Annotated in this window: 14 protein-coding genes; 13 read left to right on the top strand and 1 reads right to left on the bottom strand. The window is 72.8% G+C overall.

From position 1 onward, the window contains the following. Position 1 precedes the first annotated feature (1 nt). From OO52_RS15100 to OO52_RS15080, 5 genes are all read left to right on the top strand, one after another. The gene (locus OO52_RS15100) at positions 2–586 is read left to right on the top strand and encodes a sigma-70 family RNA polymerase sigma factor (protein ID WP_009188888.1); all 585 of its coding nucleotides are present in this window, start codon (positions 2–4) and stop codon (positions 584–586) included. Between the two features lie 62 nt (positions 587–648). Beyond that, positions 649–1,416 carry an anti-sigma factor family protein gene (locus tag OO52_RS15095; RefSeq protein WP_196944902.1) on the top strand — a complete coding sequence of 256 codons (768 nt, stop codon included), beginning with the start codon at positions 649–651 and terminating at the stop codon, positions 1,414–1,416. A 69-nt stretch (positions 1,417–1,485) separates the two neighbouring features. Further along, the gene (locus OO52_RS15090) at positions 1,486–3,831 is read left to right on the top strand and encodes a HelD family protein (RefSeq protein WP_030651628.1); all 2,346 of its coding nucleotides are present in this window, start codon (positions 1,486–1,488) and stop codon (positions 3,829–3,831) included. Between the two features lie 378 nt (positions 3,832–4,209). Then, complete coding sequence (locus OO52_RS15085; RefSeq protein WP_030651623.1) at positions 4,210–5,625, top strand: NAD-dependent malic enzyme; 1,416 nt, start codon at positions 4,210–4,212, stop codon at positions 5,623–5,625. Positions 5,626–5,946: 321 nt separating this feature from the next. Further along, positions 5,947–6,228 carry an HU family DNA-binding protein gene (locus OO52_RS15080; protein ID WP_014673024.1) on the top strand — a complete coding sequence of 94 codons (282 nt, stop codon included), beginning with the start codon at positions 5,947–5,949 and terminating at the stop codon, positions 6,226–6,228. Positions 6,229–6,561: 333 nt separating this feature from the next. On the opposite strand, the gene murA is transcribed toward OO52_RS15080, so the two are convergent. Beyond that, entirely contained in the window at positions 6,562–7,902 is a 1,341-nt protein-coding gene (gene murA, locus OO52_RS15075) for a UDP-N-acetylglucosamine 1-carboxyvinyltransferase (RefSeq protein ID WP_030651620.1), read from the bottom strand. A gap of 278 nt (positions 7,903–8,180) precedes the next feature. Here murA and OO52_RS15070 point away from each other — a divergent pair, with 278 nt between their 5' ends. From OO52_RS15070 to OO52_RS15040, 8 genes are all read left to right on the top strand, one after another. Continuing rightward, positions 8,181–8,753 (top strand): YqgE/AlgH family protein, encoded by a 573-nt coding sequence (locus OO52_RS15070; protein ID WP_030651615.1) that lies wholly within the window; start codon positions 8,181–8,183, stop codon positions 8,751–8,753. 29 nt (positions 8,754–8,782) lie between these two features. Continuing rightward, the gene (locus OO52_RS15065; protein WP_030651613.1) at positions 8,783–9,064 is read left to right on the top strand and encodes a DUF3039 domain-containing protein; all 282 of its coding nucleotides are present in this window, start codon (positions 8,783–8,785) and stop codon (positions 9,062–9,064) included. 206 nt (positions 9,065–9,270) lie between these two features. Further along, positions 9,271–10,908, top strand: a complete 1,638-nt coding sequence (locus tag OO52_RS15060; protein ID WP_030651610.1) for a beta-N-acetylhexosaminidase — start codon at positions 9,271–9,273, stop codon at positions 10,906–10,908. A gap of 252 nt (positions 10,909–11,160) precedes the next feature. After that, positions 11,161–12,054 (top strand): FAD binding domain-containing protein, encoded by an 894-nt coding sequence (locus OO52_RS15055; RefSeq protein ID WP_030651608.1) that lies wholly within the window; start codon positions 11,161–11,163, stop codon positions 12,052–12,054. After that, positions 12,051–14,015 carry a 2Fe-2S iron-sulfur cluster-binding protein gene (locus OO52_RS15050; RefSeq protein ID WP_030651604.1) on the top strand — a complete coding sequence of 655 codons (1,965 nt, stop codon included), beginning with the start codon at positions 12,051–12,053 and terminating at the stop codon, positions 14,013–14,015. The genes OO52_RS15055 and OO52_RS15050 overlap by 4 nt, the downstream gene beginning before the upstream one ends. Further along, entirely contained in the window at positions 14,012–16,321 is a 2,310-nt protein-coding gene (locus tag OO52_RS15045) for a xanthine dehydrogenase family protein molybdopterin-binding subunit (protein ID WP_030651601.1), read from the top strand. The genes OO52_RS15050 and OO52_RS15045 overlap by 4 nt, the downstream gene beginning before the upstream one ends. Further along, positions 16,318–16,446 carry a hypothetical protein gene (locus OO52_RS53970; RefSeq protein ID WP_258055457.1) on the top strand — a complete coding sequence of 43 codons (129 nt, stop codon included), beginning with the start codon at positions 16,318–16,320 and terminating at the stop codon, positions 16,444–16,446. The genes OO52_RS15045 and OO52_RS53970 overlap by 4 nt, the downstream gene beginning before the upstream one ends. Before the next feature lie 226 nt (positions 16,447–16,672). Further along, a complete protein-coding gene (locus OO52_RS15040; protein WP_030651598.1) occupies positions 16,673–17,830 on the top strand; it encodes an SUKH-4 family immunity protein in 1,158 nt (385 codons plus the stop codon). The last annotated feature ends 61 nt before the right edge of the window (positions 17,831–17,891 follow it).

Below are 17,891 nucleotides of genomic sequence, written 5' to 3'. Positions count from 1 at the left end.
GGTGGGCGTGCGCAAGGATGCGGCCGTGGCCAATGAACGTGGAGCGAGGGCCCGACATCGCATGTCCTCACAGCCCTCGGAGCCGGATGAGGAGCTGATGCGTGCGCTGTACCGGGAGCACGCCGGCCCCCTGCTCGCGTATGTCCTGCGGCTGGTCGCCGGTGACCGGCAGCGCGCCGAGGACGTCGTACAGGAAACGCTCATCCGTGCCTGGAAGAACGCCGGTCAGCTCAATCGGGCGACCGGTTCGGTACGCCCCTGGCTGGTGACGGTCGCGCGCCGCATCGTCATCGACGGCCACCGCAGCCGGCAGGCCCGGCCGCAGGAGGTCGATCCGTCGCCGCTGGAGGTCATCCCCGCGGAGGACGAGATCGACAAGGCGCTGTGGCTGATGACGCTGTCGGACGCGCTCGACGACCTGACCCCGGCCCACCGGGAGGTGCTCGTCGAGACGTACTTCAAGGGGCGTACGGTCAATGAAGCGGCCGAGACCCTGGGCATACCGAGCGGAACGGTCCGTTCCCGGGTGTTCTACGCCCTGCGGTCGATGAAGCTGGCACTGGAGGAGCGGGGGGTGACGGCGTGATGAGCAGCGGGTACGGGGGGATGCAGGGATTCGGACCGGGTGGTCCGGGTATGTCTGGGCCCATGAACCCCAGTCAGGGATCTTCGGTGCCGAGCGAGCACGAGACCGTCGGCGCCTACGCCCTCGGGATTCTCGACGACGCCGAGGCAACCGCCTTCGAGGCCCATCTCGCCGGCTGCGAGTGGTGCGCCCAGCAGTTGGACGAGCTGGCCGGGATGGAGCCGATGCTCGCCGCGCTCGCGGACCTGCCGGGCTCCGGCAGCACGCCCGCGATCGGCGAGTCGCTGTCCGCCAAACCCAGCCCGCGGCTGGTGGAGAAGCTGGTGGACGAGGTCGCCGAGAAGCGCGCCCAGAAGCGCCGGCGCAGCTTCTACATGATCGCGGCGGCCGCCGCGCTGATCATCGCCGGGCCGCTGGCCGCGGTGGCGGTGAACGGCGGCTCGGACGGGGGCGGGCAGGTCACCGCGACGCCGGCCCAGGCGACCTTCCGGACCATGTCCGACAAGAAGTCCGCCACGGACGCGTCGACCCACGTCAGCGCGACCGTCGCCATGGCGCCGAAGGACTGGGGCACCCAGGCGGTCCTGGAGCTGAAGAACGTCAAGGGCCCGCTGAAGTGCTCCCTGGTGCTCGTCGCCAAGAACGGGCAGCGCGTGACCATGTCGTCGTGGTCCGTGCCGAACTGGGGGTACGGCGTCCCGGACGCCAAGACGGAGCAGTCCAAGCAACCGCTCTACATCGGCGGGGCCGCGGCGTTCCAGCCCAACGAGATCGACCACTTCGAGGTGGTGACGTTCGAGGGCAAGAAGCTGGTCCAGGTAGACGCGTAGTCGGCGTAGCTTCGACGGGTCCCCTTCGCGTACGGTTGACGGCTGCCCAGCACGTCAGAAGGGGGCCCGGTGGCCGCTCAGGTTCAGCAGTCCGCGGTCGGCTCGGTACACGACGCACAGGATTCCGTCCGCGACCGAGAGATCAGTGTCGAGCAGGAACACCTGGACCGGGTGTACCAGCGCCTGGAGGAGAAGATCCACGAGGCCGAGTTCCTGATGCGCGACGCGGCCAAGCGCGGCCAGGTCGGCACTCCGGGGGCGCTCGCCGAGCGGGACGCGCAGGTCTTCCGGGCCGGTGTCCACCTGAACCGGCTGAACAACGAGTTCGAGGACTTCCTCTTCGGCCGGATCGACCTGCTGCTCGGCAAGGACGGCAAGAAGGGGCCGGACGGGGCCTACACGGCGGTCGAGCCGGCGGAGGGGGCCGTACGGCCGGACAACACCGCCGACATCGCCGAGACCCTGCACATCGGCCGTATCGGTGTCCTGGACGAGGACTACTCCCCGCTGGTCATCGACTGGCGCGCCCCCGCCGCCGCCCCCTTCTACCGGGCCACGCCCGTGGAGCCGGGACGGGTGGTGCGGCGCCGGGTCATCCGCTCCAAGGGGCGCCGGGTCCTCGGCGTGGAGGACGACCTGATGCGGCCCGAGCTGACGGCCTTCCTGGACGGCGACCGGCTGCCCGTCATCGGCGACGGCGCCCTGATGGCCGCGCTCGGGCAGGCCCGCGGCCACACCATGCGGGACATCGTCTCGTCCATCCAGGCCGAGCAGGACATGGTCATCCGGGCCCCCGCCGCCTCCATCACCTACGTGGAGGGCGGCCCGGGCACCGGCAAGACGGCCGTCGCCCTGCACCGCGCCGCCTACCTGCTCTACCAGGACCGCAGACGCTACGCGGGCGGCATCCTCATCGTCTCCCCGACCCCGCTGCTCGTCGCCTACACCGAGGGCGTGCTGCCCTCGCTCGGCGAGGAGGGCCAGGTCGCGATCCGCGCGATCGGCTCGCTGGTCGACGGTGCGGAGGCCACGCTGTACGACTCCCCGGCCGTGGCCCGCGCCAAGGGCTCGTACCGGATGCTGAAGGTGCTGCGGAAGGCCGCCCGGGGCGCCCTGGAGCTGGGGCCTGCCGCGCCGGCGGAAGCTCCGGCGGAGGAAACGGTCACCGGTCCGCCCGGCCGCCTGCGCGTCGTCGCCTTCGGGCGCCGCCTGGAACTGGAGGCCGACGAGCTGGAACGCATCCGCCGTACCGCCCTCGGCGGCACCGCGCCCGTCAACCTGCTCCGTCCGCGCGCCCGCAAGCTGCTCCTGGACGCCCTGTGGGACCGCTCCGGCGCCGCCACCCGGCACACCGACCCGGAGCTGGCCGCCGAGCTGCGCTCCTCCTTCGACGAGGACATCACGAGCGAGGACTCCTTCATCGCCTTCCTCGACGCCTGGTGGCCCGAGCTGACCCCGAAGGCCGTGCTCGCCGCCATGGCCGACGAGAAGCGGCTCGGCCGCTGGGCCCGGCGCGTCCTGAACCCCGGGGAGGTCCGCAAGGTCGCCCGCTCGCTGCGGCGGGACGGGTACTCCGTGCACGACATCGCCATGCTGGACGAGCTCCAGGCGATCCTCGGCGCCCCGGCCCGGCCCCGGAAGAAGCGGGAGCTGGACCCGCTGGACCAGCTCACCGGCCTGGAGGAGCTGATGCCGGTGCGCGAGGAGTCGCAGCGGGAGCGGGCCGAGCGGCTGGCGCAGGAGCGCACCGAGTACGCGCACGTCATCGTGGACGAGGCGCAGGACGTCACGCCGATGCAGTGGCGCATGGTCGGCCGCCGCGGCCGGCACGCCACCTGGACGGTCGTCGGCGACCCGGCGCAGTCCTCCTGGTCCGACCCGGACGAGGCGGCAGAGGCCCGCGACGAGGCCCTCGGCACCCGGCCCCGGCGCCGCTTCCAGCTCACCGTGAACTACCGCAACCCGGCCGAGATCGCCGAGCTGGCCGCCAAGGTCCTGGCGCTCGCCATGCCCGGCTCCGAGGCCCCGTCGGCGGTGCGCTCCACCGGCGTGCAGCCGCGCTTCACCGTCGTACGGGAGTCGCTGGAGCGGACGGTGCGCGCGGAGGCCGAGCGGCTGCTCGGGCTGGTGGACGGCACGGTCGGCGTGGTCGTCGCGATGAACCGGCGCGAGGAGGCCCGGCGCTGGCTGGCCGGTCTCGGCGACCGGGTGGTGGCCCTCGGCAGCCTGGAGGCCAAGGGCCTGGAGTACGACGCGACGGTCGTCGTCTCGCCCGCGGAGATCGCCGACGAGTCGCCCGCCGGCCTGCGCGTGCTGTACGTGGCGCTGACCCGGGCCACCCAGCAGCTCACGGTGGTGTCGGGGGAGCGGGACGAGCCGGACGCGGCGGGGGTCCCGGATCTGCTCAGAGACTGAACCTCCCGTACGGGAATGGCCTTACGGGATCCGTTTGTTAGCCTTGGTGTGGCACCGGCCCGATCCAAGCCCCCGGGCCCAACCTTCGTCCCTTCGAGGGACCACTTGCCGCGAGGCGAGCATGGCGGGTCGGTGTCATGAACGTGTGAGAGACCCACGTCACCACAGTGACGTGGGTCTCTTTCTTTGCCCCGCGCGCCTCTTTCCCCGACTGATCGTTTCTCGTATGGTGGAAGTGGTTTTCCGAATCCAGCACCCGCCGGGGAACCCCGCGTGAACAAAACGTCCGTAACCCAGGGCGACTACCACGTACTGAGCGGTAGGTGCGACGATCGGACGGCACAACTCGCGACACGGTGAAAGCAGAGGAAGTCGGCCATGGCAACGGCGCCCAGCGTCTCCTACTCGATGACCATCCGGCTGGAGGTGCCCGCGAGCGGAACCGCCGTCTCGCAGCTCACCACCGCCGTGGAGTCCTCCGGAGGCTCGGTGACCGGCCTCGACGTCACCGCGTCCGGCCACGAGAAGCTCCGCATCGACGTGACCATCGCGGCCACCTCCACGGCCCACGCCGAGGAGATCGTCGAGAAGCTGCGCGGCATCGAGGGCGTCACGCTGGGCAAGGTCTCGGACCGTACGTTCCTCATGCACCTCGGCGGCAAGATCGAGATGGCGTCGAAGCACCCCATCCGCAACCGTGACGACCTCTCCATGGTCTACACGCCCGGTGTGGCCCGGGTCTGCATGGCCATCGCCGAGAACCCCGAGGACGCCCGCCGCCTCACCATCAAGCGCAACTCCGTTGCGGTCGTGACGGACGGCTCCGCCGTGCTCGGCCTCGGCAACATCGGCCCCAAGGCCGCGCTGCCCGTCATGGAGGGCAAGGCGGCCCTCTTCAAGCGCTTCGCCGGCATCGACGCCTGGCCGATCTGCCTGGACACCCAGGACACCGACGCGATCGTGGAGATCGTCAAGGCGATCGCCCCCGGCTTCGCCGGCATCAACCTGGAGGACATCTCCGCGCCGCGCTGCTTCGAGATCGAGGCCCGGCTGCGCGAGGCCCTCGACATCCCCGTCTTCCACGACGACCAGCACGGCACCGCCATCGTCGTGCTCGCCGCCCTGACCAACGCCCTGCGCGTCGCGGAAAAGGCGATCGAGAACATCCGGGTCGTCATGTCCGGCGCGGGCGCGGCCGGTACGGCCATCCTCAAGCTGCTGATCGCCGCCGGCCTCAAGAACGCCGTCGTCGCCGACATCCACGGGGTCGTCCACGCCGGCCGCGAGGACCTGGTGAACGCCCCGTCCGACTCGCCGCTGCGCTGGATCGCCGACAACACCAACCCCGAGGGCCTCACCGGCACCCTCAAGGAGGCCGTGCGCGGCGCCGACGTCTTCATCGGCGTCTCCGCCCCGAACGTCCTGGACGGCACCGACGTGGCCGCCATGGCCGAGGGCGCCATCGTGTTCGCGCTCGCGAACCCGGACCCCGAGGTCGACCCGGCGATCGCCCGGCAGACCGCGGCCGTCGTGGCCACCGGCCGCTCCGACTTCCCGAACCAGATCAACAACGTGCTGGTCTTCCCGGGCGTCTTCCGCGGCCTGCTGGACGCCCAGTCCCGCACGGTCAACACCGAGATGATGCTCGCCGCCGCGAAGGCCCTCGCCGACGTGGTGACCGAGGACGAGCTGAACCCGAACTACATCATCCCCAGCGTCTTCAACGACAAGGTCGCGGGCGCCGTGGCCGGGGCGGTCCGCGAGGCCGCCAAGGCGGCCGGCGTGACCGTCTGACCTCGGCGTGTCGTAATGTGCAGGGGGCTGTGAGCATCACCACGGCGGCCCCCGCACCGGCGCGTCGTGGAACCCCGCGATGCCAGGCTCGCTCTAGGGTGACGGCCGAGCAGGCGCTTTTCGTGTGACTCCCCAGGGTGTTCTCACGACTCCTACGGGTGCCGGATTGGCTTTCCCGCCGCAGGTAGGGGCAGGATGCTCCCTCAGGGACTTCGTTCCAGGGGGCACCCCCAAGGGCGCGAGCGCATCGGCATCGCAGTGCCTCGGGCGGCTCAGCCGCGTGGCACACCCCAACGGCAAGAAAAACACGGGAGTAACAACATGAACCGCAGTGAGCTGGTGGCCGCGCTGGCCGACCGCGCCGAGGTGACCCGCAAGGACGCCGACGCCGTGCTGGCCGCGTTCGCCGAGACCGTCGGCGAGATCGTCGCCAAGGGCGACGAGAAGGTCACCATCCCCGGCTTCCTGACCTTCGAGCGCACCCACCGTGCCGCTCGCACCGCGCGCAACCCGCAGACCGGCGAGCCCATCAACATCCCGGCCGGCTTCAGCGTGAAGGTCACCGCGGGCTCCAAGCTCAAGGAAGCCGCCAAGGGCAAGTAAACGCTCCGCTTCGAGGCGCCGTCCCACTGAAGCGCCGTGGCATGGAGCGCCGTGGGTGACTGCGGGCCGGTCGTGGCTGGCCGCGCAGTTCCCCGCGCCCCTTCGGGCGCGAACGGCTGAAGACGTCGAAAGGGCGGCCCCCCGCAGAGGGGGCCGCCCTCTCGACGTTCGTGGCCGTTACGCCGGTCCGCTGGAGTGCCGTGGGTGACTGCGGGCCCGTTGTGGCTGGTCGCGCGGTTCCCCCGCGCCCTTTTCGGGGCGCGCCGCTGGTGGAGACACGAAAGGGCGGCCCCCCTTCCACCCAGGGGGCCGCCCTTTCGTCGTTCGTGGCCGTCAGCCGAGCGCCTTGCCCGGCAGTTCGACCTTCGCGCCGAGTTCCATCAGCTTTTCCATGAAGTTCTCGTAGCCACGGTTGATCAGCTCGATGCCGTGGACACGGGACGTGCCCTCGGCCGCCAGGGCCGCGATGAGGTACGAGAAGCCGCCGCGCAGGTCGGGGATGACCAGGTCGGCGCCCTGGAGCTTGGTGGGGCCGGAGACGACCGCGGAGTGCAGGAAGTTGCGCGCGCCGAAGCGGCAGGCGGAGCCGCCCAGGCACTCCCGGTAGAGCTGGATGTGGGCGCCCATCTGGTTCAGCGCGGAGGTGAAGCCGAGGCGGGACTCGTAGACCGTCTCGTGGATGATGGACAGGCCCGTGGCCTGGGTCAGGGCCACCACCAGCGGCTGCTGCCAGTCGGTCTGGAAACCGGGGTGCACGTCCGTCTCCAGCGCGATGGACTTCAACTGGCCGCCCGGGTGCCAGAACCGGATGCCCTCGTCGTCGATCTGGAAGGCACCGCCCACCTTGCGGTAGGTGTTCAGGAACGTCATCATCGAGCGCTGCTGGGCGCCGCGGACGTAGATGTTGCCGTTGGTCGCGAGGGCCGCGGAGGCCCAGGACGCGGCCTCCAGGCGGTCCGGAAGGGCACGGTGGGTGTAACCGCCGAGCTTGTCCACACCCGTGATGCGGATCGTGCGGTCGGTGTCCATCGCGATGATCGCGCCCATCTTCTGCAGCACGCAGATGAGGTCCTCGATCTCCGGCTCGACGGCCGCGTTGGACAACTCCGTGACGCCTTCGGCCAGTACGGCCGTCAGCAGCACCTGCTCGGTGGCGCCCACGGACGGGTACGGCAGCCGGATCTTCGTGCCGCGCAGCCGCTGCGGAGCCTCCAGGTACTGCCCGTCGGCCCGCTTCTCGATGGTCGCGCCGAACTGCCGCAGCACGTCGAAGTGGAAGTCGATGGGCCGGCCGCCGATGTCACAGCCGCCGAGGCCCGGGATGAAGGCGTGGCCGAGGCGGTGCAGCAGCGGACCGCAGAACAGGATCGGGATGCGGCTGGAACCTGCGTGGGCATCGATGTCAGCCACGTTGGCGCTCTCGACCCGCGTCGGGTCCAGCACCAGCTCGCCGGGCTCCTCGCCCGGACGGACCGTCACCCCGTGCAGCTGGAGCAGGCCACGGACGACCCGCACGTCACGGATGTCCGGAACATTGCGCAGTCGGCTCGGCTCGCTGCCCAGCAGGGCGGCGACCATGGCCTTCGGCACGAGGTTCTTCGCGCCGCGGACACGGATCTCGCCCTCCAGCGGGGTTCCGCCGTGGACAAGCAGGACATCGTCGTTGACGGTCATGTATCTCGCGTTCCGATGAGTTGGTCAGGGGCCGGCCGATCACTGTGCGCACGGGCCGGGAAGACAGGGTAATCGCCGATTACCCCCCGCCCGTAAGCCCAAGTACCGCCCAGGCACGTCATAGCTGTGTCACAACACGAACCGTTCCCTGCCGGGCACATCGGGTCACCGGCGCGGGGACATGCGCCGGGGGCGCTCCCGTACGCCCTGAGCTGCCTTCACTCCCGTGCCCCCGATTGGCTCCCCACACCGGGGGAAGATGCGGGATCATGTCTGGCATGACCGAGGTGTCCTCGCTCACAGGGCGGCTGCTCGTGGCCACCCCCGCCCTGGCGGACCCGAACTTCGACCGTGCGGTGGTGCTCCTTCTCGACCACGACGAGGAGGGCTCCCTCGGTGTCGTCCTCAACCGGCCCACCCCGGTGGTCGTCGGCGACATCCTGGAGGACTGGGCCGACCTCGCCGGCGAGCCCGGCGTCGTCTTCCAGGGCGGCCCCGTCTCGCTGGACTCGGCGCTCGGCGTCGCCGTGATCCCCGGCGGCGCGAACGGGGACGGCGCGCCGCTCGGCTGGCGGCGGGTGCACGGCGCGATCGGACTGGTCGACCTGGAGGCACCGCCGGAACTGCTCGCCTCCGCCGTCGGATCCCTGAGAATCTTCGCCGGGTACGCCGGCTGGGGCCCGGGCCAGCTCGAGGACGAGCTGGTGGAGGGCGCCTGGTACGTCGTCGAGTCCGAGCCGGGGGACGTGTCCTCCCCGGCCCCGGAGAGACTCTGGCGCGAGGTGCTGCGCCGCCAGCGCAACGAGCTGGCGATGGTGGCCACGTATCCGGACGACCCGTCGCTCAACTGATGCCTGTGAGCTTCAGTACCCTTGCTGGTATGAGCACTCTTGAGCCCGAGCGCGGGACTGGTACGGGGACCCTCGTAGAGCCGACGCCACAGGTGTCCCACGGCGACGGCGACCACGAGCGCTTCGCCCACTACGTCCAGAAGGACAAGATCATGGCGAGCGCCCTCGACGGCACCCCCGTCGTGGCGCTGTGCGGCAAGGTCTGGGTGCCGGGCCGCGACCCCAAGAAGTACCCCGTCTGCCCCATGTGCAAGGAGATCTACGAGTCCATGGGCAGCGGTGGCGACGAGGGCAAGGGCGGCGACAAGTAGGTCGCGTCCTGTCCCCCCGCGGACGGTGAGGTCCCCGGGGCGCGCGTGAGGCGCGTTCCGGGGATCTTCGTGTTTTCCGGCCGCCGAGTGGTCCAGACCTCTTGTGGGGGCCCTCGCGCAGTGCCTAGCCTTCGGGACGACGGTGCATGCGTTGTGCAGGGCGGCAGGAGTGTTGCGTCACACGCAACGCGGGAGGGGCTGATGTCGTGGAACTGATTCCGGCGCCGCGCGCGATCGAGGGACCGGAGGGGTCCGCCGTGCCTTTCGGCCCGGACACCACGCTGTGGGCCGGTCCGGGCACCGAGCGCACCGAACGCTGGCTGCGGGCCACCCTCGGCACGGCCCTGGGCCTGCCGCTGCGCCCCGGGCCGCGGGACGCCCGCGACGGCGTGCGACTGCTGCTGGACGACACGCTGGAACCGGAGGCGTACCGGCTCAGCGCCGCCGCCGACCGGGGCGTGGAGATCCGCGGCGGCGGGCCCGCCGGCGTGTTCTGGGGCGCGCAGACCCTGCGCCAGCTCCTCGGCCCCGACGCCTTCCGGCGCGCCCCCGTGCGCCCGGACACCGCCCTCGGCGTCCCGCACCAGGTCATCGAGGACGCCCCCCGGTTCCGCTGGCGCGGCCTGCTCCTCGACGTCGCCCGGCACTTCATGCCCAAGGAGGGCGTGCTGCGCTACCTGGACCTGATGGCCGCGCACAAACTCAACGTCCTGCACCTCCACCTGACGGACGACCAGGGCTGGCGCATCGAGATCAAGCGCTATCCGCGACTGACCGAGGTCGCCTCCTGGCGCACACGGTCGAAATTCGGCCACCGGGCCTCACCGCTGTGGGACGAGAAGCCCCACGGCGGTTACTACACCCAGGACGACATCCGCGAGATCGTCGCCTACGCCGCCGAGCGGCACATCAGCGTCGTCCCCGAGATCGACGTGCCGGGACACTCGCAGGCCGCCATCGCCGCGTACCCCGAACTCGGCAACACCGACGTCGTCGACACCACCGCCCTCTCCGTCTGGGACACCTGGGGCATCTCGTCCAACGTCCTGGCCCCCACCGACACCACCCTGCGCTTCTACGAGGGGGTGTTCGAGGAGGTCCTGGAGCTGTTCCCCGCGGACGCCGCCGCCTTCTCGGAGTTCTTCCACGTCGGCGGCGACGAGTGCCGCAAGGAGCAGTGGACCGAGTCCGTCACCGCCAAGGCCCGCATCACCGACCTCGGCCTCGCCGACGAGGACGAGCTGCAGTCCTGGTTCATCGGGCACTTCGACGCCTGGCTCGCCGCGCGCGGGCGCCGCCTCATCGGCTGGGACGAGATCCTGGAGGGCGGCCTCGCACCCGGCGCCGCCGTCTCCTCCTGGCGCGGCTACGGAGGCGGCGTGGCCGCCGCGCGGGCCGGCCACGACGTGGTCATGTGCCCCGAGCAGTACGTGTACCTGGACCACCGTCAGGCCCCCGGCGAGGACGAGCCCGTGCCGATCGGCTTCGTGCGCACCCTGGAGGACGTCTACCGGTTCGAGCCCGTGCCGGACGGGCTCACCGAGGAGGAGGCCCGGCACGTGCTGGGCACCCAGGCCAACGTGTGGACCGAGGTGCTGGAGGACACCGCACGCGTGGACTACCAGGCCTTCCCCCGGCTGGCCGCCTTCGCCGAGGTCGCCTGGAGCCCGCTGCCCGCCCCCGCGGACCGGGACTACGCCGGCTTCGAACGCCGGATGGCCGCCCACTACGGGCGACTTGACGCCCTCGGTGTCGCCTACCGGCCGCCGGCCGGGCCCCGCCCGTGGCAGCGCCGCCCCGGCGTGCTCGGCCGCCCGATCGAGGGGCCGCCCCCGAACAGGTGACAGCGCGGGCCGGCCCCCGAACAGGCAACGGAAAAACCCCGGCAGCATCACCGAAGAGTGGCAATCCGCGCACACCGCTGATGCCGTGCGAAAACGGACCATTTCCCTGGTGAGGCGGGCGAACGCCTCCTAGCGGACCCCCGCGTTCGCACGTTGCGAAGATGTGCCAGAGTTGCGTCGTCCGCCCTGTCAGCACGTACCGTACGGCAACACAGGCGGGACCAGGTGGGGCAGCGGGAAGGGGCAGCCGGTTTGACCACGCACGCACCGCAGGCGGCGCAGGCCGTCACGTTGCCCACGACGCTGGACGAGGCCGTGGCGGCCCTCGCGGCCATGCCGACCGCCGTCCCCGTGGCGGGCGGCACCGACCTGATGGCCGCCGTCAACTCCGGCCAGCTCAGGCCCGCCGCGCTGGTGGGCCTCGGCCGGATCAGCGAGATCCGCGGCTGGCAGTACCAGGACGGCCACGCGCTGCTCGGCGCCGGCCTCACGCACGCGCGCATGGGCCGCCCCGACTTCGCGGCCCTGATCCCGGCGCTCGCCGCCGCCGCGCGCGCCGCGGGCCCGCCGCACATCCGCAACGCGGGCACCCTGGGCGGCAACATCGCCTCCGCCGCCCCCACCGGGGACGCGCTGCCGGTGCTGGCCGCCCTGGAAGCGACGCTGATCATCGCGGGCCCGGGCGGAGCCCGCCGGGAGATCCCGGTGTCGCACCTGCTGGCCGGCGTGGAGATGCTGCGCGGCGGCGAACTCATCGGCTACGTGCGCGTACCGCTGCTGCACGCCCCGCAGGTCTTCCTGAAGGCGACCGGACGCACCGGCCCGGGCCGCGCGCTGGCCTCCGTGGCCCTCGTCCTCGACCCGGCCCGGCGCGGCGTGCGCTGCGCCGTCGGAGCCATAGCGCCGATGCCGCTCCGGCCGCTGGACGCCGAGCAGTGGGTCGCGCGGCTCATCGACTGGGACAACGACCGCGCGCTCGTCCCGGAGGCCCTGCACGCCTTCGGCGAGTACGTCGCCGCGGCCTGCATCCCCGACCCGGCCCCCGAGCCCGACGGCTCGGTGACCCCGCTTCCGCCCGCCGTACTGCACCTGCGGCGCACTGTCGCCGCGCTGGCCCGACGAGCACTGGGGAGGGCGCTGTCGTGACCGACGACCAGCACGGAGAGGGCACGCCCCAGGGCGGCGGACGCTGGGACCCGCTGCCCCAGGGCGACTACGACGACGGCGCCACCGCCTTCGTCAAACTCCCCGAGGGCGGCATCGACGCCCTGCTGTCCGGCGACAGCCCGCTGGCCGCGCCCGGACACGGCTACGTGCCGCCGCGGATCACGGCCACGCACACCGACGGCACGCACCCCGACGGCAGCACGGGCACCTGGCCCGCGCCCGACGGCGGCGGCCGGTGGCCCGACCCGAACGCCGCACCGGCCCCGCCGCACGCCGCGGACGACCGGTTCACCTACCAGCCCGCCGCCACCCAGCACTGGACCTTCGAGGAGCCCGCGGCACCGGCCGCCCCGGGGCACGACGTCACCGGGCAGTGGTCCATCCCCGTCGCCGGGGGCGACCTCCCGGACGAATCGGGCGAGTTCACCACGTCCTCGCTGGTCGAGCAGTGGGGCGCCGCACCGCCCGCCACCCTGCCCGGCGGCGCGCCGGCCCCCTGGGCGACGGACGGCCCGAGCCACGCGTACCCCTCCGGGAGCGAGCCGGCGGGCGCGCCGCAGGAGTACGGCGCGGAGGACGGATACGGCCCGGAGGAGGCGTACGCGTCCGAGGACGGGTACGCCGCGGAGAGCGGGCACGGCTCGGACGACGGGTACGGCGCCGCGAACGCGTACGTTCCGGAGGGCGGGTACGGCGCGGAGAACGGGTACGGGCACGGTCCGGCCGGTCACGCGGCGGACGGTCACGTGGCGAACGGTCACGCCGGGGCCGGTCATCACGGGGCCGCGCCCCAGGACTCCGGACACGCCGACGCCGACGCGCCCGGCGGTACGGCCGCTCCCACCGCGCCCGCCGAACCGGCCCCGTCGGCGCACGAGTCGGCCGAGCCCGGTACGGCGCCGGAAGGCGACGCCCACGGCCCCGCCGAAGCCCCTGAACGCCCCGCTGACGCCCCCGCGGGCCACGAACCACCGGCGGGCCCGGCGGCCCCCTCCCAGCCCGCCACGACGCCGGACACGGAGGACCCGGCGGCACCGGACGACCCCGCGGCCTCCGCCGACGCGCCCGCCACCACCGCGGCCCCCGGCACGCCCGGCGCGGCCCACTCCCCGACGCCGGAGCCCTCCGCCGAGGCGGCCGTACCCGACGACCCCTCCGAAGGCACCGGCGCCCAGGAGGACGCCGAGGGGGCCGCCGTACCGGTCCCGCAACACGACGACCACCCGCTCGCCTCCTACGTCCTGCGCGTCAACGGCACCGACCGCCCGGTCACCGACGCCTGGATCGGCGAGTCCCTGCTCTACGTGCTGCGCGAACGGCTCGGCCTCGCGGGCGCCAAGGACGGCTGCTCACAGGGCGAGTGCGGCGCCTGCAACGTGCAGGTCGACGGCCGCCTGGTGGCCTCCTGCCTGGTCCCGGCGGTCACCGCGGCCGGCAGCGAGGTGCGCACGGTCGAGGGCCTGGCCGAGGACGGGCAGCCCTCCGACGTACAGCGCGCGCTCGCCCGCTGCGGAGCCGTGCAGTGCGGTTTCTGCGTGCCCGGCATGGCGATGACCGTGCACGACCTGCTGGAGGGCAACCCCGCGCCGACCGAACTGGAGACCCGGCAGGCCCTGTGCGGCAACCTGTGCCGGTGCTCGGGCTACCGGGGCGTCCTGGAGGCCGTCCAGGAGGTCGTCGCCGAGCGCGAGGCGGCCCACGCCGGACCCGAGACGGACGCGGACGAGGCCCGTATCCCGCGCCAGGCGGGCCCCGGCTCCGGCGGCGTCCACCCGTCGGCGTTCGAGGCGCCCGGCGCGTTCGACACCCCGCGGCGACAGGACCCCTACGACACGCCCGACGCGTACGGCGGCCCGGACCGGTACGACACACCGGACCCGTACGGCACGCCGCCGGGACCGCACGACCAGCACTACGGCCAGGACGGAGGCCAGGCGTGAGCAACGAAGCCGGCACCGCGACCACCGCCGCGGAAGCCGCCCCCGAGGCCGAGGCGCTGCCGCACGGCATCGGCGCGTCCCTGCCGCACGCCGACGCCCGCGCCAAGACCGAGGGCACCTTCCCGTACGCGGCCGACCTGTGGGCCGAGGGCCTGCTGTGGGCGGCCGTCCTGCGCTCCCCGCACGCGCACGCGCGCATCGTCTCCATCGACACCACCCACGCGCGCGAGATGCCCGGCGTCCGCGCGGTCGTCACCCACGAGGACGTGCCCGGCACGCCCCGCCACGGCCGGGGCACGCCCGACCGGCCGGTGTTCGCCTCCGAGGTCGTACGCCACCACGGCGAGCCCATCGCGGCCGTGGCCGCCGACCACCCGGACACCGCGCGGATGGCCGCCGCCGCCGTCATCGTCGAGTACGAGGTGCTGGACCCGGTCACCGACCCGGAACAGGCCTTCGAGGCCGAGCCGTTGCACCCCGACGGCAATCTGATCCGGCACATCCCGCTGCACCACGGCGACCCGGAGGCGGTCGGCGAGGTGGTGGTCGAGGGCCTGTACCGGATCGGCCGCCAGGACCCGGCCCCGATCGGCGCCGAGGCCGGTCTCGCCGTACCGCGCCCCGACGGCGGGGTGGAGCTGTACCTGGCCTCCACCGACCCGCACACCGACCGCAACACGGCCGCCGCCTGCTACGGCCTGTCCCCCGAACGGGTGAAGATCGTTGTCACCGGGGTGCCCGGCGCCACGGCCGACCGCGAGGACCAGGGCTTCCAGCTCCCGCTCGGCCTGCTCGCCCTGAAGACCGGCTGCCCGGTGAAGCTGACGGCGACCCGCGAGGAGTCCTTCCTCGGTCACGCCCACCGCCACCCGACCTTGCTGCGCTACCGCCACCACGCCGACGCCGAGGGCAAGCTGGTGAAGGTCGAGGCGCAGATCCTGCTGGACGCGGGCGCGTACGCCGACACCTCCGCCGACGCGCTCGCCGCCGCCGTCTCCTTCGCGTGCGGCCCGTACGTCGTCCCCAACGCCTTCATCGAGGGCTGGGCCGTCCGCACCAACAACCCGCCCTCCGGGCACGTGCGCGGCGAGGGCGCCATGCAGGTGTGCGCCGCCTACGAGGCGCAGATGGACAAGCTGGCGAAGAAGCTGGCACTGGACCCGGCCGAACTGCGCCTGCGCAACGTCCTCGCCACCGGTGACGTCCTCCCGATCGGCCAGACCGTGACCTGCCCGGCCCCGGTCGCCGAACTCCTCCAGGCCGTCCGGGACTTCCCGCTCCCGGCGCTGCCCAAGGACACGCCCGAGGAGGAGTGGCTGCTGCCGGGCGGCCCCGAGGGCGCGGGCGAGCCGGGCGCGGTGCGCCGGGGCGTCGGCTACGGCCTGGGCATGGTGCACATGCTGGGCGCGGAGGGCGCCGACGAGGTGTCGACCGCGACGGTCAAGGTCCACGACGGCATCGCGACCGTGCTGTGCGCGGCCGTGGAGACCGGCCAGGGCTTCACCACCCTGGCCCGGCAGATCGTCCAGGAGACCCTCGGCGTGGAGGAGGTCCACGTCGCCCCCGTCGACACCGACCAGCCGCCGGCCGGCGCGGGCTGCCGGGGCCGGCACACCTGGGTGTCGGGCGGCGCGGTGGAGCGGGCGGCCAAGATGGTCCGCGCGCAACTGCTCCAGCCCCTGGCGCACAAGTTCGGCATGTCCACCGAGCTGCTCCAGATCACGGACGGCAAGATCACGTCGTACGACGGCGTGCTGTCGACCACCGTCGCCGAGGCGATGGAGGGCAAGGAGCTGTGGGCCACCGCCCAGTGCCGCCCGCATCCGACCGAGCCCCTGAACGCCTCCGGCCAGGGCGACGCCTTCGTCGGCCTCGCCTTCTGCGCGATCCGCGCGGTGGTGGACGTCGACGTCGAGCTGGGCTCGGTCCGGGTGGTGGAGCTGGCGGTCGCCCAGGACGTGGGCCGGGTCCTGAACCCGGCGCAACTCGCCGCGCGCATCGAGGCGGGCGTCACCCAGGGCGTGGGCATCGCCCTCACCGAGAACCTCCGCACACCCCGCGGCCTCATCCGCCATCCCGACCTGACCGGCTACGCCCTGCCGACCGCCCTGGACGCCCCCGACATCCGGATCGTGAAACTGGTGGAGGAACGCGACGTGGTGGCCCCCTTCGGCGCCAAGTCCGTCAGCGCGGTCCCGGTGGTGACGGCCCCGGCGGCCATCGCCTCCGCCGTCCGCGCCGCCACCGGCCGCCCGGTCAACCGCCTCCCGATCCGCCCCCAGGCGGCGGTGGTGACGGACCGGTGAGCACGCCGCCGCCCGGGGAACCGCGCTACGAACCCACGCCCGGCGTGGGCAAGTTGTTCCTGTGGATCCTGCTGTTCGCCGTGGCGGCGCTGGCCGTGGTCCTGGGCGGGATCTACTTCACCTGACGGGCCCGGCTCACCGGGAGCGTCCCGTCCTCCGGCCGGACGCCGGAGGAGGCGGCGCGGGCGATTCCCGCGGACGCGCAACGTGCCCGGCCCGTCTGAGGTCCTTCCTCGTGAGGGTCGTTGTCAGTGGGGCGGCGTAGTCTGCCGAGCAGTGGGGCACCTGCCCGTGGGCGGCGTACGAAGGGGTACGCGGGCCTGTCACGCACAGGGAGATCGCGGGGGAGCGATGAGCACGACGGACGCCGAAGTTCCGGCGATCACGCTGACCGAGGCGGAACTGGACCGCTACGTCACGCACGCGCCGACGCGCGGCCTGCTCGCGGGGGCCGGACTGCCCGCGCAGACCGACCTGCTGACCTTCTCCCCGCTGCGCACCCACGGCCTGCGCACGCTCGCCGACGCCGCCGACAGCCCCTTCCACCTCGCGGAGGAGCTGCGCGGCCGGCTGGTCATAGGCGAGCTGCTCACCCCGGCCGGCATGGAGCGCCAGTCGATCCTGCTCGACGGGACCACGGGCGAGCTGACGACGGCCTACCTCTTCGACCCGTCCGACCCGCGCCCCTTCGCGCCCTCCCTGAACACGCTGCTGCGCTTCGCCGCGGTCACCGAGGAACTGGCGGGCCTGCGCGGCCGGTTCGCCTCCCTGGCGGGCCAGTACGGCCCCAGGACCGTGACCGAGGCCTCCCGCCGCCTCCTCACCCTCTTCGAGGAGGGGACGGACGGCGAGGTCCCGCCGTACTGGAAGGCGGCGGCCCTGATCCGTCCGCTCTCCCTCATCGCCGGCCCCGGTACGGCATCGGGCCTCACACTGGACGTCCCCGCGCGCGTCCTGGACCAGCAGTTCGGACACGGCAGAGTGGCCCGCTTCGAGGAGGTCGACTTCCCGAAGACGCTCACCCACGAGCCGACCCGCCGCTTCCTGCGCGAGACGGGCCTGCCCGAGGAGGCGGTCTTCTTCCACGCCGACACGGACGTCCCGCTCCCCACGCTCCGCGAGTACTTCACCCAGGAACGCCCCGACTACCCCCTCGCCGAACTCCCGGCCCACTGCGACCACTTGATCCGCCTCGGGCAACTCCTGGAGGACAACAGCCTGGTGATCGACGGCAGAACGGGCGCGGTCCTCACCTTCAACGAGCCCGAGGCGACGCTCTACCCCCTCAACACCGACGTCTCCACCCTGGCCTGCACCCTGTGGCTCATCCACCACGAGCGCACGATCGACGCCCACCTCGCCCACGAACTGTCCACCCAGGCCTACGACCACCTGGTCGCCCTGATGATCCACACCCTGCACGCGATCGACCCGACGGGCACCTCACCGGAGGCGACCTGGCACTACTGGACGGACCTCTTCCAGGACGAGGCGGGCGGGGTGTTCTGAGGCGGCCACCCCGGTCCCTGTCCGCGTTGGGCCGGGGTGTGGCGACGCCGGCGGCCGGGCG

The sequence above is a fragment of the Streptomyces flaveolus genome (assembly GCF_000716535.1).
GTDB lineage: Bacteria > Actinomycetota > Actinomycetes > Streptomycetales > Streptomycetaceae > Streptomyces > Streptomyces flaveolus_A.
Note: the sequence above shows the minus strand (reverse complement) of the source record. Positions and strands in the feature narration are given on the sequence as shown.

Coding starts and splice junctions, on each gene's coding strand:
- OO52_RS15095 (WP_196944902.1), top strand. CDS start 649: ATGAACCCCAGTCAGGGATCTTCGGTGCCGAGCGAGCACGAGACCGTC.
- OO52_RS15085 (WP_030651623.1), top strand. CDS start 4,210: ATGGCAACGGCGCCCAGCGTCTCCTACTCGATGACCATCCGGCTGGAG.
- OO52_RS15080 (WP_014673024.1), top strand. CDS start 5,947: ATGAACCGCAGTGAGCTGGTGGCCGCGCTGGCCGACCGCGCCGAGGTG.
- murA (WP_030651620.1), bottom strand. CDS start 7,902: ATGACCGTCAACGACGATGTCCTGCTTGTCCACGGCGGAACCCCGCTG.
- OO52_RS15070 (WP_030651615.1), top strand. CDS start 8,181: ATGACCGAGGTGTCCTCGCTCACAGGGCGGCTGCTCGTGGCCACCCCC.
- OO52_RS15065 (WP_030651613.1), top strand. CDS start 8,783: ATGAGCACTCTTGAGCCCGAGCGCGGGACTGGTACGGGGACCCTCGTA.
- OO52_RS15040 (WP_030651598.1), top strand. CDS start 16,673: ATGAGCACGACGGACGCCGAAGTTCCGGCGATCACGCTGACCGAGGCG.